The organism is Pseudomonas sp. LBUM1652 (assembly GCF_059716105.1).
Window position 1 is genome coordinate 1,113,700 of record NZ_CP166804.1, and the last position, 15,814, is coordinate 1,129,513.

The following is a 15,814-nucleotide window of genomic DNA, read 5'->3' on the forward strand; positions in this document are numbered from 1 at the left end:
CTTGAAATATTGTCCTAGATGGCACTAGTCTCAATTTGATAGCACTTTCGTTTTCGACCTTTATTAACAGGCGAATAATCACATTAGATAGTTTTGTGCCACTACGGTGAAAAAATTTAGGTGCCACTACTGAAAAAAAAGATCAGTGTCGAGTGAAACTAATATTAGAAAAGATGGGGATATTTTTTTGGCGCCATAAAAATGGCAAAAACAGGCGGGGGATTTTTGACATCGTGCGACCTGCACGACTCTTTATAGAAAGAGTCGTGCAACGGGCATGCTTTATTCGGGGGCGTGATCGCGCAAAAACACCAGATTGTCCGGTTTCGACTGTTCAGCACTGTAGCGATAACCCTGAACATCGAACTGCTTGAGCTGGGCTGGATCGTTGATGCCTTCCTGGATCACGAAACGGCTCATCAGGCCACGGGCCTTTTTTGCGTAGAAGCTGATGATCTTGTACTGGCCGTTTTTCAGATCCTTGAAGTCGGCATTGATGATTCGCGCATTCAACGCGGTGCGTTTGACAGCAGAGAAGTACTCGTTGGACGCCAGGTTGAGCAGCAAATCATCGCCTTGCTCGGCCAATGCTTCATTCAGCCATTCACTGATGCGCGTGCCCCAGAACGCGTACAAATCCTTGCCGCGCGCGTTGGCCAGTTTGGTGCCCATTTCCAGGCGATAGGGTTGCATCAGATCCAGCGGGCGCAGCAGGCCATAAAGGCCCGAGAGCATGCGCAGGTGTTTTTGTGCGTAATCGAAATTCGCTTCACTGAAGGACTGGGCGTCGAGACCGGTGTAGACGTCACCCTTGAATGCGAGCAGGGCCTGCTTGGCGTTTTCCGGGGTGAAGGCTGGCGTCCAGCTGCCGAAACGTGCGGCGTTGAGCCCGCCGATCTTGTCTGAGACGTGCATCAATTCGCTGATCTGCGCTGGTGACAGCTCACGCAATTGCTGAATCAGCTCCTGAGAGTGGTCGAGGTATTGCGGCTGGGTGAAGCGCTGGGTCGCCGGCGGTGTTTCGTAATCGAGGGTCTTGGCGGGGGAAATCACCATCAGCATGAAGTCGTCTCCTTTAATCGTGGGGGCGATTCTAGGGGGTTGGGGCGGTGGACTCCAGCTATCAGGCTCATAGGTGATCGACGGCTGGCCCCAATCCCCCGTGGGGAGCGAGCCTGCTCGCGAAAGCAGTGCATCAGTCGACTTCTATGGCGGATCTGAATCCGTATTCGCGAGCAGGCTCGCTCCCACATGGGATCTGTGTTGCTGAGGGAACTGTGCTGGATCAGCTATAGTGCCGCCCGGGTTTTGTTACGGAGACATCCCATTGCGCATTGTTCTTTTATTCACCGCGTGGCTATTGAGCTTCGGTGCCGTTGCGGCGCCGGGCGATGTGGCGACGCTGGATCGCAGTACCTGGCCGGAGCAACTGAGCAGCCCTACGCTGTTCGACGTGGCATCGCGGGCGGAAATCCTCATGTTCGCCCGCGGTCTGCTGGGCACCGAGTCGATGGACGAAGCCGCCCTGGCCCAGCGCCTGGGGCTGCGCACGGTCAATATCGACGCGGTTAATAGCCTGCGCCAACGGCTGTGGCAGCGTCTGCTGGCCAACTACAACTTCGCTCAGCAGAGCTGCGATCAGGACGCCTCGTTCTGCTTCCTCGTCGAAGACTTGCCGACTCTGCGCGAGCAAGCCGCCAAGTTCGTGGTCAGCGATGACAGCTATTACACCAAGTGGGCCGAGCCAAGCCGGATCTTCCATTTGCTCTATCTGGACGAGTTGATGCGCAAGGCTGCGCTTTCGCCTCAGAACAGCAACGAATTCGATCGTTTTGGCGACTACGAGCGCAACGGCGAGGAAATGCATGACCGGCTGTTTCTGCTGACCTTCGACAGCGCCGCCAACGTGCAACCGGACAACACCGACTGGCTCACCGAGTACCTGCGCAAGGCGAACATGAGCGGCACGTTCTTCATGCTTGGCAAGGATATTCAGGCGCGGCTGGGTGACCGTTCGGTGAGCAACCTGCAAGCGGCGTTTTCGCAACAATGCGTCGGCGTGCAGGGTTGGGAGTTCCGTTCCCACAGCCATTGGCAGGACTGGCAGGACTCGGTGCGGCGCAGCGCTGATCTGGTCAGGAACAAATTGCCGGAAAACTACGTGCCGCTGTTCCGCCCGCCGGATGGCCAGCGCCGCAGTGACGCACAAGGTTTCTTCAATAGCCAGGGTCTGCAAGTGGCGTTGTGGGACATCGACGCCCAGGATGGCGCGGGCAAACTCAAGGGGCCCCAGAGCGCGCAGCGGGTGCTGACCCTGATGCTGTTGTGGCGCCATGGAGTGATCAATTTCAACATGAAGCAGGATGCGGTGAAGACCGCGATGCCGTGGCTGATCACACAAACTGCGCAAAGTGGCATCGGCTGGGAGGATTGTCAGGACGCGTTTCGCTGAGAAACGACAAAAGCCCGGAAACATTGGGCTTGGGGTGATTTTTTCAGAGGTTTCAGTGCAGGTGGACTTCCGACTCTAACGGGGGCAGGGCGGTCCGCCAAGGGCTTTTCGTCACTTTGCAAAATAAACTTAAAAAAACCGTCAAAGTGCTTTTTTATGTCATGGGTTTTGGAGTATTACGAAGACAGACCGCCGAAACCTGCAACACAGGTGGCGTCTTCCAAGACCCGTTTGTTTGCAGTCACTTGAATCTCCGCAGGTGAGATTTCGGCAGTCACTTCGAGGCGCAGCACCGCCAAGGTATTGCGTCTACTGGCTCTGACATAGGTGACCGAGTATGGATGATCACGGACGTAGCCCTTCCTCCAACCAGCCAATCCTTTATGTACTCGATACCAACGTATTGATTCACGATCCAAACGCCCTGCTTAATTTCGAAGAACACCACGTCGCGATCCCGATGACCGTGCTTGAGGAGTTGGACAAGCTCAAGAGCGGGCATCATAGCGTTGCCGCCGAATGCCGTCAGGCCATCCGGCTGATCGACAAGACCCTGGGTGACGCCTCCCCCGAGGACGTCGAACTGGGTGTGCCGATCCAGCGCGGCAAGAGCGGGCCGAAGGGCTTGCTGTCAATTCTGATGAGCAAAAAGGCCGAGTCGAACCTGATTCTGCCCGAGCACCTGAACGACAACAAAATCATCAACCAGTTGATCGACCTGCACACCCGTGATCCGCAGAAAGCTGTGGTGCTGGTCACCAAAGACATCAACATGCGCCTCAAGGCGCGCGCCTGCGGGATCGCGGCCGAGGACTACAGCACCGACCAACTGGTCGATGACGTGTCCCTGCTACCCAACGGCTACCACAACATGACCGGTTCTTTCTGGGACCGCGTGAGCAAGGTCGAAACCCGTCAGGACCACGGCCGCACCTGGCATCAGGTGCAACTGATCGACAACCTGCCGGCGGTACACATCAACGAGTTCATCATTGACGAACAGGGCTTTGTCGGCTGGATCAAGGAAATCCAGGAAGACAAACTGCTGATCCTCGACCTGCATCAGGAACCGCTGCTGCACCAGGAAGCCTGGGGCCTCAAGCCGCGCGACATCTATCAGAGCCTGGCGCTGTACGCACTGCTTGATCCGGACATCCATCTGGTCAACCTGTCCGGCGCTGCCGGTTCCGGTAAAACCATTCTGGCGCTGGCCGCTGCGATCGAGCAGACCATGGTCAGCAAGCGTTATCGCCGCATCATCGCCACCCGCAGTGTGCAGGGTCTGGATCAGGAGATCGGCTTCCTGCCGGGCACCGAAGCGGAAAAAATGGAGCCTTGGCTCGGCGCCATCACCGACAACCTCGAAGCCTTGCACATGGATGACGAAAACACCCATGGCAGCGTCGACTACATCCTCAGCAAAGTGCCGTTGCAGTTCAAATCGCTCAACTACATTCGCGGTCGCAGCTTCCAGCAGAGCCTGATCCTGATCGACGAATGCCAGAACCTCACGCCGCACCAGATGAAAACCATCATCACCCGTGCCGGCGCCGGTTCCAAAGTGGTGTGCCTGGGCAACCTGGCGCAGATCGACACCCCTTACCTGTCCGCGACCAGCTCCGGGCTGACCTACCTGACCGAACGCTTCAAGGATTTCCCCAACGGTGTGCACATCACCCTGCAAGGGGTGCCTCGCTCAATCCTGGCCGAATACGCCGAATCGCATCTTTAACCCTTCAGCAAAAACCGGGCGGCCCAAGAGCCGCCCGGTTTTTTTACGCCTGAACACAAAACCAAATGTGGGAGCGAGCCTGCTCGCGAATGCGCTGTATCAGTCACTATCAATACTGCCTGGCACACCGCTTTCGCGAGCAGGCTCGCTCCCACAAGGGATTTGCGCCGTAGCCGTAATCAAGCGTGCGGAAATTTGACCCGCAGGTTTACAATCCCCGCTCCTGATCAGGAGTAATCCCGTGCTGACTCATCTCGATTCCCAAGGTCGCGCCAACATGGTCGACGTCACCGAAAAAGCCGTGACGTTCCGTGAAGCGACGGCCCAAGCGCTGGTGCGCATGCTCCCCGAAACTCTGCAGATGATCGTCAGTGGCGGCCATCCCAAAGGCGACGTGTTTGCCGTAGCGCGCATTGCCGGCATTCAGGCGGCGAAGAAAACCAGCGATCTGATTCCCCTGTGCCATCCGCTGATGCTCACCGGCGTCAAAGTCGAACTCAGCGCTGAAGGCGAAGACGCCGTGCGCATCGTCGCCCGTTGCAAACTGTCCGGGCAGACCGGCGTCGAGATGGAAGCGCTGACCGCTGCCAGCGTCGCTGCGCTGACTATCTATGACATGTGCAAAGCCGTGGATCGCGGCATGACCATCGAAAGCGTGAAGCTGCTGGAGAAGGTCGGTGGCAAGAGCGGTCACTTCCAGGCGGAGCAACCATGAACGTGACCGTGAGGTTTTTTGCCCGTTACCGTGAAGCACTGGGTGTTGATTCGGTAAAGGTCGAAGGCGATTTCGCCACTGTTGATGACGTGCGCGCTTTGTTGGCCAAGCGTGATGGCGCCGAGGTGTTGTGCGAACAGAACCTGATGTGCGCGCGCAACGAAGACCTCTGCCAACTCGATGAGCCTGTTACCGATGGCGACGAAGTGGCGTTCTTCCCGACCGTGACCGGAGGCTGAGCCATGGCAATTCGCGTGCAGGCCAAGCCGTTCGACCCGGGTGCTGAAGTCAACGCGATGCATGCGGCCAATGTCGGCGTCGGCGCGGTGGTGAGTTTTGTCGGCTACGTGCGCGACTTCAACGATGGCCTCGATGTGGCCGGCATGTTCCTTGAACACTACCCGGGCATGACCGAAAAGGCCCTGGGCAAAATTGCCGTCGAAGCCGAGCAGCGTTGGCCGTTGTTGAAGTTGGAAGTGCTGCACCGCATCGGCGCGCTGGAACCGGGCGAGCCGATTGTCTTTGTCGGCGCCGCCAGTGCCCATCGCCAGGCCGCATTCGATGCCTGCGCTTTCGTCATGGACTACCTGAAAACCCGTGCGCCGTTCTGGAAGAAAGAAAACACCAGCGACGGCCCGCGCTGGGTGGAAGGGCGCGACAGTGATCATGCGGCGGCGGATCGCTGGAACAAGTAAGTCCTGTTGTTTCACCAAAAAGATCGCAGCCTTCGGCAGCTCCTACAGGGTGTACGACATCCCAATGTAGGAGCTGCCGAAGGCTGCGATCTTTTGCTTTTTCTGCTGATTGACGATCCATACATTAAAGTCCAGTATGGATTTACAAGTACAAAATCACCGTTCAGCTCTTTCTTCTGTCTTGCCAAACCAACAACAACCCGCGAGAGAACGAACATGAAGAAACTCCCCCTCATCACCGGTCTGGCCCTGAGCCTGCTGGCGTGCACCAGCTCGTTTGCCGCCGAGAAAACCCTGCGCATCGGCATCGAAGCCGCTTACCCACCCTTCGCCTCGAAAACCGACAAAGGTGAAATCGTCGGTTTCGACTACGACATCGGCAATGCCCTGTGCGCGCAGATGAAGGTCAAATGCGTGTGGGTCGAGGGTGAATTCGACGGTCTGATTCCTTCCCTGAAAGTGAAGAAAATCGACATGGCGCTGTCGTCCATGACGATCAACGAAGACCGCAAGAAGTCAGTGGATTTCACCCACAAGTACTACTTCACTTCGTCGCGACTGGTGATGAAGGACGGCGCCACGGTCGATGACCAGTACGCCAGCCTCAAGGGCAAGAACGTCGGCGTACAGCGTGCGACCACCACCGACCGTTATGCCACCGAGGTGTTCGAACCCAAGGGCGTCAACGTCAAGCGCTACAGCAACAACGAAGAAATCTACATGGACCTGGCGGCCGGTCGTCTTGACGCGATTTTTGCCGACACCATTCCACTGAGCGACTTCCTGTCGATGCCGCGCGGCAAGGGCTATGCGTTTGTCGGGCCGGAGTTGAAAGATCCGAAATACGTCGGCGAAGGGGCGGGGATTGCGGTGCGCAAGGGCAATTCCGAGTTGGTCAGCCAGTTAAATGGCGCGATTGATGGCATTCGCGCCAGTGGCGAATATCAGAAGATTTCCGAGAAGTACTTCAAGTCCGATATCTACGGCGACTGATAGTCCGCCATCGCTGGCAAGCCAGCGCCCACATTGTCTGCGTCGAGCACAAATATGTGATCACCGCAGAACCTGTGGGAGCTGGCTTGCCAGCGATGGGGCCAGAAAAATCACCGCAGATTTTCAGCCCTTCAATTCCTTCAAATGCTTGTACACCGTCGCCCGCCCCATGTTCAGCACGTTGGCCACATAGTTCGAGGCGCTCTTGCCCTTGAACGCGCCCTCGGCGTGCAGCGCCAGCACCAGTTCGCGTTTGTGATCGCGGGTCAGCAGATTAAGGCTCAGTTGTCGTTCGCGCAGCCACGCATGCAGGAAGGTGTTGATGCGCTCCTGCCAGTCATCGCGAAACAGTGAATCCGGTTGTGGAATCAGTTTGCTGGGCGAGAGAAACAGATCCAGCGCAGCCTTGGCATTTTCGAACAGCGAAATATTCAGATTGATGCACAGCACCGCCAGCGGATGGTCTTCGCTGTCGCGCAAGACTGTGCTCAGACTGCGAATTTTCTGGCCATCCCAATTGAGTTTTTCGTACGGGCCGATATTTCGCTCGCTGACGTCTTCGCTGAGCATGTCTTCCAGCGATGACTCGTCGCCGATCTCGCGTTTGGACAAGTTGTTGGCGATGTAGTCGACCTTCTGCGTGCGCAAATCGTGCAGCACCACTTCGGCGTGAGGAAAGAACAGCGTGGCGATGGCGTCGGCGATGGCACGGAAGTTATCCATTGCCGGGTCGAATTCGGGGGCGGTCATGACAGTGGAGCTCCAGGCAGCGTCAACGCCTCCGTGAACAGGAGGCGCTGCGAGTGTGCCGCAATCCGTTGGGCGCGTCATCCGGACGGCGGATCAGGCGAGGCGGGCAGGGGATAGCATGCTGCTGTCCAGCCCGAACTGGTGCAGGTGCTCGGGTAGCGGTTCACCGCGCACCAATGCCGCACTGGCCTGGCCCATTGCCGGTGAAGTCTGTATGCCGTAGCCGCCCTGCGCCGCTACCCAGAACAGCCCCGGCACCTGCTGATCGAAACCGCTGAGCAAGTCGCCGTCGGCGACAAAATTGCGCAGGCCGGCCCAGGTGCGGGTCGGGCGGCGGATGGTCAGGGTCGTGGCCTCCTCGATCTGGTAGATGCCCATGGCAATATCCAGTTCTTCCGGCTGCACATCGTGGGGTTCGACCGGGTCGGCGTTGGCCGGCGAGCCGAGAAACATGCCCGCATCGGGTTTCATGTAGAACGATTCGTCGAGGCTGACCAGCATCGGCCAATGGTGAATATCCACGCCTTCGGGTCCGGCAAAAATGAATGCGGCACGGCGTTTTGGTTGCAGGCCCAGCGATCGGGCGCCGGCCATTTCACCGACCTTGTCGGCCCAGGCGCCGGCGGCGTTGATGATCACCGGAGCGCTGAACGTCTGGCCGTTGGTCTGCACATGCCAAATACCGTTGGCGTCGCGATCAAGGCTCACCACCTGGCAATCGGTATGCACTTCGCCTCTATTGCGACGGATACCGCGCAGGTAGCCCTGATGCAGGGCGTCGGTATCGATGTCGCAAGCCGTCGGGTCGTAAATCGCGCCGTGGACTTTTTCCCGGCGCAGGATCGGCAGGCGCGCGCAGGCTTCGTCGGCGCTGAGCATTTGCATCTGTGGCACCGTGGCTTTGGCGCTGAGGTACTGGTTATTCAGTTCGGCGGCGTCACCGGTGAAGTCCACGGTCATTTCGCCGCGCGGGGTCAGCAGCGGGTGCTCGCAGAAGCCGGGCGGTGGATTGTCGAAGAACTCACGGCTGGCCTGGGTCAGCGCGCGTACTTGCGGTGTGCCATATGCGGCGGTGAACAGTGCGGCGGAGCGTCCGGTGGAGTGATAGGCCGGATGGGATTCACGTTCCAGCACGATGACTTTGGCGTGCGGTGACAGCCAGAAGCCGGTGGAAGCGCCAGCAATCCCGCCGCCGATGATGATGAAATCTGCCTGGCTCATGAAAATCTCCAAGGGTTACGAGAACTCGTGTAGGAGCTGTCGAGGTGTTAACGCTGTAATTGGTAAACCGCATTCGCCAGGGCAATGTCTTCAAGACCCAGACCAATGGAGCGGAAAAACACGTGACGGTCGTAACCGGGCCGCTGCACTTTCTCGCTGAGCAGATCCGCGAGGTCGCCGACAATCGAATCCTTGTCCCAGCCGTGCTGCTCGGCGGCAATCAACATCTCACCCGCCGAACCCGGCGTGGTCAGACGATAGTCGCAGAACACCTGCATGTCGCTGAGGCTCTGCGGTGGCACTTCATGGGCGCGTGGGGCGTTGGTGCTGATCGAGGTGATCAATGCCGGTTTGCTCAGGGTGGCCGGGTCGAGCACGGGGCCTGCGGACGAGGTGCAGAGCATGATCACGTCGGCATCGGCGATCGCCGCTTCACGGCTGTCGGCGATCTTCAGGTCTGGAGCAATGGTTTTCAGCAGAGCCTGAGTGTCACGGTCTTCGGTCAGCGAAGGCGAGTACAAGCTGATGCTCTGCCAGTCGCGCAGTGATTTCACGTAGTGCAGGTGTGCTTGGGCGACCTTGCCGCTGCCGATGATTGCCAGTCGCTTGGCATCGCTCGGGGCGAGGGCGTCGACGGCCACAGCCGTGGTGGCGGCGGTGCGCGCGGTGGTCAGCTCGCCCGCGTCGCAGAGCAGTAGCGGCTGGCCGGTCTGCATCGACATCAGCAGCGTCCACGCGGTGACGAGTGCGCCTTGCTCGCGAACGATATACGGCGAAGTCTTCACGCCATACACGCCGTCCTCGGCCAACACCCCCAGGTAATTGATGAAGTCACCGGCGCCCTTCGGGAATTCCACCCGTTGCTGCGCCGGCTGCACCGCGTTGTCGGCAGCGAGGTCGCGGAACAGCTTGCGCAGGATTTGCGGCACGTCAATCCGTGTCAGCAGCTCATGGGCCTGGGTTTGGTCGATCACGTAGGGCGTACTGGACATGTCAGGCTCCGGAAGTGAAATCTAAACTAATTTGTCCATTATGGACTTTTAGTTTTATCGGGCAAGCACCTGTTGAAAAATCCGGACGAAAAAAAAGCGCAGTCCGTATCCGGCTGCGCTTCTCTTTTATGACGTCGTTTACTGCGGACGCGCGCGCTCAACCGCGCGCAACAAATGCGTTGGCGGCGTTTCACAGCTGATCTTGCGGCCCAGCTTTTCTTCGATGGACGGCAACTGGTAGGAGTCGTCCTCACCGGCGAAGCTGATCGACACGCCATCGGCGCCGGCACGACCGGTACGGCCGATGCGGTGCACGTAGTCGTCCGGGACTTCCGGCAGGGTGAAGTTGATCACGTGGCTGATGCCGTCGATGTGGATGCCGCGACCGGCAACATCGGTAGCGACCAGCACGCGAATCTTGCCTTCGCGGAAGCCTTCCAGGGTTTTGATGCGTTTGTGCTGCGGGACGTCGCCGGACAGTTGCGCGGCGTTGATGCCATCACGCACCAGGCGTTCTTCGATGCGCCGCACTTCGTCCTTGCGGTTGGCAAACACGATCACCCGTTCCCAGCCGTTATCGTTGACCAGGTTAAAGAGCAGTTTGTACTTGTCGGCACCGGCCACGGCATAGATGTGCTGTTCGACGTTTTCGTTGGCGACGTTCTGCGACTCGATCTCGACGATCGACGGGTCGGTGGTCCATTGCTTGGCCAGGTTCATCACGTCTTCGGTGAAGGTCGCGGAGAACAGCAATGTCTGACGTTCGCTTTTCGGCGGGGTCTGGCGAATGATCTGGCGTACTTGCGGGATGAAACCCATGTCGAGCATGCGGTCGGCTTCGTCCAGCACCATCACTTCGACCATGTCCAGGTGCACGTCGCCGCGCTGGTTGAAATCGAGCAAGCGGCCCGGCGTCGCGACGAGGATGTCGCAGTGGCGCGCTTCTAGGTGCTTGAGCTGCTTGTCGAAGTCCATGCCGCCCACGAACGTCATCACGTTCAGGCCGGTGTACTTGGTCAGGTCGGCGGCGTCTTTGGCGATCTGCACCACCAGCTCACGGGTCGGCGCGATAATCAGGGCGCGGGGTTCGCCCATGTAGCGCTCTTTCGGCGGCGGCGTCTGCAGCAATTGGGTGATGATCGAGATCAGGAACGCGGCGGTCTTGCCGGTGCCGGTCTGGGCGCGACCGATGGCATCTTTGCCGGCGAGGGTGAAACCCAGCACCTGCGCCTGGATCGGCGTGCAATACGGGAAGCCCAGGTCCTGGATGGCGTGCATCAGTTCCGGAGACAGTTTGAAATCGTGAAAGCGGGTTTTGCCTTCCTGCGGCTCGACGGCGAAGTCTTCGAGTTTCCACGGGATGACCGGTGCCTTTGGCTTCGGTTCGCGGCGAGGCCTGGCCGGTTTCGGTGCTTCGCTGTGCACGCTTTCTGCAACAGGAGCAGCAGATGTAGGGGCGACGGCGGCCGGTTGTGACTCTTGTTTCGGTGCCGCTACGGTAGCGGGGCGGTCGGCCTGGCGGGCATCGCTGCGATGGCCGGGGGCGTGCGACGGCGCACTGGGAACTGGCGCGAGCTGCTCAGCCTCGCTTTTACCGAACATCTTCTTGAGTGCTTTGAGCACGGTCATCTCATCAATTGGTTAAGGAATGTACGCCGGCCAGTGTAATGCAAGAAACGGGCGCGGCGTAGGGGGAGGGATCAAAGGGGATTGCCGAGGGAGAAAACAGCCCGCGTGATCAGCGCAGGCGTTCGCTCAGCCACACGCCGATGTCGCGAATTTCTTCGGGTAACACTTCGTGCTCCATTGGGTATTCCTGCCATGTCACGGTGACACCATGGGCCTTCAGATACTCATAGGCGGTACGCCCCATCGAGTTCTGCACCACGTTGTCGAACTGACCGTGCAGCGACAGCACCGGAATGCGCTGCTGGCTGGCGGACAATTCCAGTTCATCGCTGAAAGTCGGCGCGTACGTCGACAGCGCCAACACACCACCCAATGGCCCCTGCCATTTCAAAAACGCAGTGTGGAACACCACAGCGCCGCCCTGGGAAAAACCTGCCAGGAAAATCCGCGAGGCGTCTATTCCGCTGGCCCGTTGCTCTTCGATCAATTCGATGATGCGGTCGGCGGACGCTTCCAGCTCATCGCGGTCGATCGCCCGCGCCGGGCTCATGGCCTTGATGTCGTACCAGCTCGGCATGGCATATCCGCCATTAATAGTCACTGGACGGGTCGGCGCCTGCGGCAGGACAAAGCGCGTGCTGAGCAGGCTTTCCTGCAACGCTTCAGCCACCGGCAGGAAATCGTAACGATCGGCGCCGAGGCCGTGCAGCCAGATCACGCAGGCATCTGCGGGCTTAACAGGCTGAAGAATCAAGGGCTCGGTCATGGTTGCTCCAAATATGTGCGGGCGCTCTCATTGAGTGCGTGATTCGAGTGCGCGTCCGGGTGATCCGTTAATTAGATGTCGCAAGGGTACAAGTTTTGCTATTGACCTGTCGCTGAACCGCTTCCGGGGCCGGTGTGGTACGGGCTTTGCTATGGAGGACATTGTACGAAGCGTCCTACGGGTGTCGGTAACACTATCAGTGTACGACTCGCGACGGGATAGCAACGAATCCGGTGATGGATGTTCGCCAATGGCCGCTACGGGCTTAGCGAACGTGAAAGGGCTACAGCCCGTTCGGCCGATTGGTGAGAAGTGAGTTGTCCATGATGTGGATTTTCTCCTACTAGACTCATAGCGAAGGTCCTACGTCGGTTGACCCTAAAAAAAGCCAACACGGGTCAGCAATGCCTCAAAAGGGTGCGACTGGACTCAAGCTCCGACACAACAAGAGCAAAACTGGAGGTTTGAATGAAGATGTTGAAATCCACTCTGGCGATCGTGACTGCAGCAACAGTTCTCGGCGCCAGCGGGTTCGCTCAGGCGGGTGCAACCCTGGATGCCGTGCAGAAGAAAGGTTTCGTGCAATGTGGCGTGAGCGACGGTCTGCCGGGCTTCTCGGTACCGGACGCTACCGGCAAGATCCTCGGCATCGACGCTGACTTCTGCCGCGCAGTGGCCGCTGCCGTATTCGGCGACGCGACCAAGGTCAAATTCAGTCAGTTGAACGCCAAGGAGCGCTTCACCGCGCTGCAGTCCGGCGAGATCGACATCCTGTCGCGCAACACCACCATGACCAGCTCCCGTGATGCGGGCATGGGCCTGAAATTCCCGGGCTTCATTACCTACTACGATGGCATCGGCTTCCTGGTGAACAACAAGCTGGGCGTGAAGAGTGCCAAAGAGCTGGACGGCGCAACCATCTGCATCCAGGCCGGTACTACCACCGAGCTCAACGTTTCCGACTACTTCCGCGGCAACGGTCTGAAATACACCCCGATCACGTTCGACACCTCCGATGAAAGCGCCAAGTCGCTGGAATCCGGTCGTTGCGACGTACTGACCTCGGATAAATCCCAGCTGTTCGCCCAGCGCAGCAAACTGGCTTCGCCGAAGGACTACGTGGTTCTGCCGGAAACCATTTCCAAGGAACCACTGGGTCCAGTCGTGCGTAACGGCGACGACGAGTGGCTGGCCGTGGTGCGCTGGACTGGCTACGCCATGCTCAACGCTGAAGAGGCCGGCATCACTTCGAAGAATGTCGAAGCCGAAGCCAAATCGACCAAGAATCCGGACGTCGCTCGTATGCTCGGTGCTGACGGTGAATACGGCAAAGACCTGAAACTGCCGAAGGACTGGGTCGTGCAGGTCGTCAAGCAGGTCGGCAACTACGGTGAAGTGTTCGAGAAAAACCTCGGCAAGAACACTCCGCTGGAAATCGACCGTGGCCTGAACGCCCTGTGGAACAACGGCGGCATTCAGTACGCACCACCAGTGCGCTAATGGTTCTATCACCCGGCGGGCCAACCGCCGGGTGATGTTCTTGTTCCATTTTTTCCGGGGCACTTCATGCAAAATTCAATCGGCGCACCAAAGCAGAGGCTTAGCCTCAGCGATCCGCGAGTGCGCGCCTGGGTATTTCAGATCGTCACTATCGTGGCCGTCGTCTCCCTGGGCTGGTTCCTGTTCGATAACACACAAACCAACCTTGAACACCGGGGCATCACCTCCGGCTTCAGCTTTCTGGAGCGCAGTGCCGGGTTCGGCATCGCTCAAACCCTGATCGACTACACCGAAGCGGACAGCTATGCCCGCGTGTTTGTGATCGGTCTGCTCAATACATTACTGGTGACCTTCATCGGCGTGATCCTGGCGACTCTGCTGGGTTTCATCATTGGTGTCGCGCGTCTTTCGCCGAACTGGATCATCAGCAAGCTGGCGACCGTGTATGTGGAAGTCTTCCGCAACATTCCGCCCCTGCTGCAAATCCTGTTCTGGTACTTCGCGGTGTTCCTGACCATGCCGGGACCGCGCAACAGCCACAACTTCGGCGACACTTTCTTTGTCAGCAGCCGTGGCCTGAACATGCCGGCCGCGCTGGCGGCTGACGGCTTCGGGGCATTCGCGATCAGTGTTGTGGTGGCCATCGTCGGCGTCGTGCTGATGTGCCGCTGGGCCAACAAGCGCTTCGAAGCGACCGGTGTGCCATTCCACAAGTTCTGGGTGGGTCTGGCGATATTGCTGGTGATCCCGAGTTTGTGCGCGCTGATCTTCGGCGCTCCGCTGCACTGGGAAATGCCCGAGCTCAAGGGCTTCAACTTCGTTGGCGGCTGGGTGCTTATCCCGGAACTGCTGGCCTTGACCCTGGCCTTGACCGTTTACACCGCGGCTTTTATCGCCGAGATCGTGCGTTCGGGGATCAAGTCGGTCAGCCACGGCCAAACCGAAGCGGCCCGTTCGCTCGGTTTGCGTGAAGGCCCGACCCTGCGCAAGGTGATCATTCCCCAGGCGCTGCGGGTGATCATCCCGCCGCTGACCAGCCAATACCTGAACCTGGCGAAGAACTCCTCGCTGGCCGCCGGTATCGGTTATCCGGAAATGGTTTCGCTGTTCGCCGGCACCGTGCTGAACCAGACCGGTCAGGCGATCGAAGTGATTGCGATCACTATGAGCGTGTACCTGGCGATCAGTATCAGCATTTCCCTGCTGATGAACTGGTACAACAAGCGCATTGCGCTGATCGAGCGGTAAGGAAAAGCGCATGAGTACTCATACTTTCAAACCCGACATGCCCCCTCCGAGCAGTAGCATCGGCGTAGTGGCATGGATGCGCGCGAACATGTTCTCCAGTTGGCTCAACACCTTGCTGACGCTGTTCGCGTTCTACCTGATCTACCTGATCGTTCCGCCGATTCTGGGGTGGGCGATCATCGACGCCAACTGGATCGGCACCACCCAGGCCGATTGCACCAAGGAGGGCGCCTGCTGGGTGTTCATCCAGCAACGCTTCGGTCAGTTCATGTATGGCTACTACCCGACCGGCCTGCGCTGGCGCGTGGACCTGACCGTGTGGCTGGCAGTGATCGGCGTGGCGCCACTGTTCATCTCGCGCTTCCCGCGTAAAGCGGTGTACGGGCTGAGCTTTCTGGTGATCTATCCGATTGTCGCCTGGTGCCTGCTGCACGGCGGCGTATTCGGCCTGCAAACCGTAGCGACCAGCCAATGGGGCGGCTTGATGCTGACGCTGGTGATCGCCACCGTCGGTATCGCTGGAGCGTTGCCGCTTGGCATCGTGCTGGCGCTGGGTCGACGTTCGAACATGCCGGCGATTCGTGTGGTTTGCGTGACCTTCATCGAGTTCTGGCGCGGCGTGCCGTTGATCACGGTGCTGTTCATGTCTTCGGTAATGCTGCCGCTGTTCCTGCCCGAAGGCATGAACTTCGACAAGCTGCTGCGGGCGCTGATCGGCGTGATCCTGTTCCAGTCGGCCTACGTGGCTGAAGTGGTGCGCGGCGGTCTGCAAGCGATCCCTAAAGGTCAGTACGAAGCGGCCGCTGCGATGGGCCTGGGCTACTGGCGTTCGATGGGCCTGGTGATTCTGCCGCAAGCCCTGAAGCTGGTGATCCCCGGCATCGTCAACACCTTCATTGCGCTGTTCAAGGACACCAGTCTGGTGATCATCATCGGCCTCTTTGACCTGCTCAACAGCGTCAAGCAAGCCGCTGCCGATCCGAAATGGCTGGGCATGGCCACCGAAGGCTACGTGTTCGCCGCCCTGGTGTTCTGGATTTTCTGTTTTGGTATGTCGCGCTATTCCATGCATCTGGAACGCAAGCTCGACACTGGCCACAAGCGTTAGGAGTTCTCTGTAA

The 15,814-nt window shown here is 58.8% G+C and carries 15 protein-coding genes; 9 read left to right on the top strand and 6 right to left on the bottom strand.

The genetic code is table 11. The annotated features are described in order from the left end of the window. Positions 1-282: 282 nt before the first annotated feature. A complete protein-coding gene (gene yaaA / locus ACA069_RS04900) occupies positions 283-1,062 on the bottom strand; it encodes a peroxide stress protein YaaA (RefSeq protein WP_042557757.1) in 780 nt (259 codons plus the stop codon). Positions 1,063-1,327: 265 nt separating this feature from the next. Here yaaA and ACA069_RS04905 point away from each other — a divergent pair, with 265 nt between their 5' ends. From ACA069_RS04905 to ACA069_RS04930, 6 genes are all read left to right on the top strand, one after another. Then, complete coding sequence (locus tag ACA069_RS04905) at positions 1,328-2,452, top strand: polysaccharide deacetylase family protein (protein ID WP_187676869.1); 1,125 nt, start codon at positions 1,328-1,330, stop codon at positions 2,450-2,452. Positions 2,453-2,789: 337 nt separating this feature from the next. Next, entirely contained in the window at positions 2,790-4,184 is a 1,395-nt protein-coding gene (locus ACA069_RS04910; RefSeq protein ID WP_187676870.1) for a PhoH family protein, read from the top strand. 241 nt (positions 4,185-4,425) lie between these two features. After that, a complete protein-coding gene (gene moaC / locus ACA069_RS04915) occupies positions 4,426-4,899 on the top strand; it encodes a cyclic pyranopterin monophosphate synthase MoaC (protein WP_187676871.1) in 474 nt (157 codons plus the stop codon). After that, a complete protein-coding gene (gene moaD / locus ACA069_RS04920; protein ID WP_401271358.1) occupies positions 4,896-5,138 on the top strand; it encodes a molybdopterin converting factor subunit 1 in 243 nt (80 codons plus the stop codon). Before moaC ends, moaD begins: the two co-directional genes overlap by 4 nt. Positions 5,139-5,141: 3 nt before the next feature. Further along, positions 5,142-5,594, top strand: a complete 453-nt coding sequence (gene moaE / locus ACA069_RS04925; protein ID WP_187676873.1) for a molybdopterin synthase catalytic subunit MoaE — start codon at positions 5,142-5,144, stop codon at positions 5,592-5,594. Between the two features lie 216 nt (positions 5,595-5,810). Beyond that, complete coding sequence (locus ACA069_RS04930; RefSeq protein WP_401271364.1) at positions 5,811-6,587, top strand: ABC transporter substrate-binding protein; 777 nt, start codon at positions 5,811-5,813, stop codon at positions 6,585-6,587. A gap of 123 nt (positions 6,588-6,710) precedes the next feature. Here the strand turns inward: ACA069_RS04930 and ACA069_RS04935 are convergent, their stop codons facing one another. The 5 genes from ACA069_RS04935 to ACA069_RS04955 form a co-directional block, all read right to left on the bottom strand. Next, positions 6,711-7,337 (bottom strand): helix-turn-helix transcriptional regulator, encoded by a 627-nt coding sequence (locus ACA069_RS04935; RefSeq protein WP_401271366.1) that lies wholly within the window; start codon positions 7,335-7,337, stop codon positions 6,711-6,713. A 93-nt stretch (positions 7,338-7,430) separates the two neighbouring features. Next, positions 7,431-8,558 (bottom strand): NAD(P)/FAD-dependent oxidoreductase, encoded by a 1,128-nt coding sequence (locus ACA069_RS04940; protein WP_497616555.1) that lies wholly within the window; start codon positions 8,556-8,558, stop codon positions 7,431-7,433. Between the two features lie 47 nt (positions 8,559-8,605). Then, positions 8,606-9,550 (bottom strand): ornithine cyclodeaminase family protein, encoded by a 945-nt coding sequence (locus tag ACA069_RS04945; protein ID WP_497616557.1) that lies wholly within the window; start codon positions 9,548-9,550, stop codon positions 8,606-8,608. Between the two features lie 138 nt (positions 9,551-9,688). Further along, positions 9,689-11,179 (bottom strand): ATP-dependent RNA helicase RhlB, encoded by a 1,491-nt coding sequence (gene rhlB, locus ACA069_RS04950; protein WP_497616559.1) that lies wholly within the window; start codon positions 11,177-11,179, stop codon positions 9,689-9,691. A 109-nt stretch (positions 11,180-11,288) separates the two neighbouring features. Continuing rightward, a complete protein-coding gene (locus tag ACA069_RS04955; RefSeq protein ID WP_187680051.1) occupies positions 11,289-11,945 on the bottom strand; it encodes an alpha/beta hydrolase in 657 nt (218 codons plus the stop codon). 468 nt (positions 11,946-12,413) lie between these two features. On the opposite strand from ACA069_RS04955, the gene ACA069_RS04960 reads away from it, so the two are divergent. The 3 genes from ACA069_RS04960 (at position 12,414) to ACA069_RS04970 (ending at position 15,801) form a co-directional block, all read left to right on the top strand. Next, a complete protein-coding gene (locus tag ACA069_RS04960) occupies positions 12,414-13,445 on the top strand; it encodes an amino acid ABC transporter substrate-binding protein (RefSeq protein WP_497616561.1) in 1,032 nt (343 codons plus the stop codon). Between the two features lie 66 nt (positions 13,446-13,511). Next, positions 13,512-14,693, top strand: a complete 1,182-nt coding sequence (locus ACA069_RS04965; RefSeq protein WP_187680049.1) for an amino acid ABC transporter permease — start codon at positions 13,512-13,514, stop codon at positions 14,691-14,693. Between the two features lie 10 nt (positions 14,694-14,703). Next, a complete protein-coding gene (locus tag ACA069_RS04970; RefSeq protein WP_497616564.1) occupies positions 14,704-15,801 on the top strand; it encodes an amino acid ABC transporter permease in 1,098 nt (365 codons plus the stop codon). Positions 15,802-15,814 lie beyond the last annotated feature (13 nt).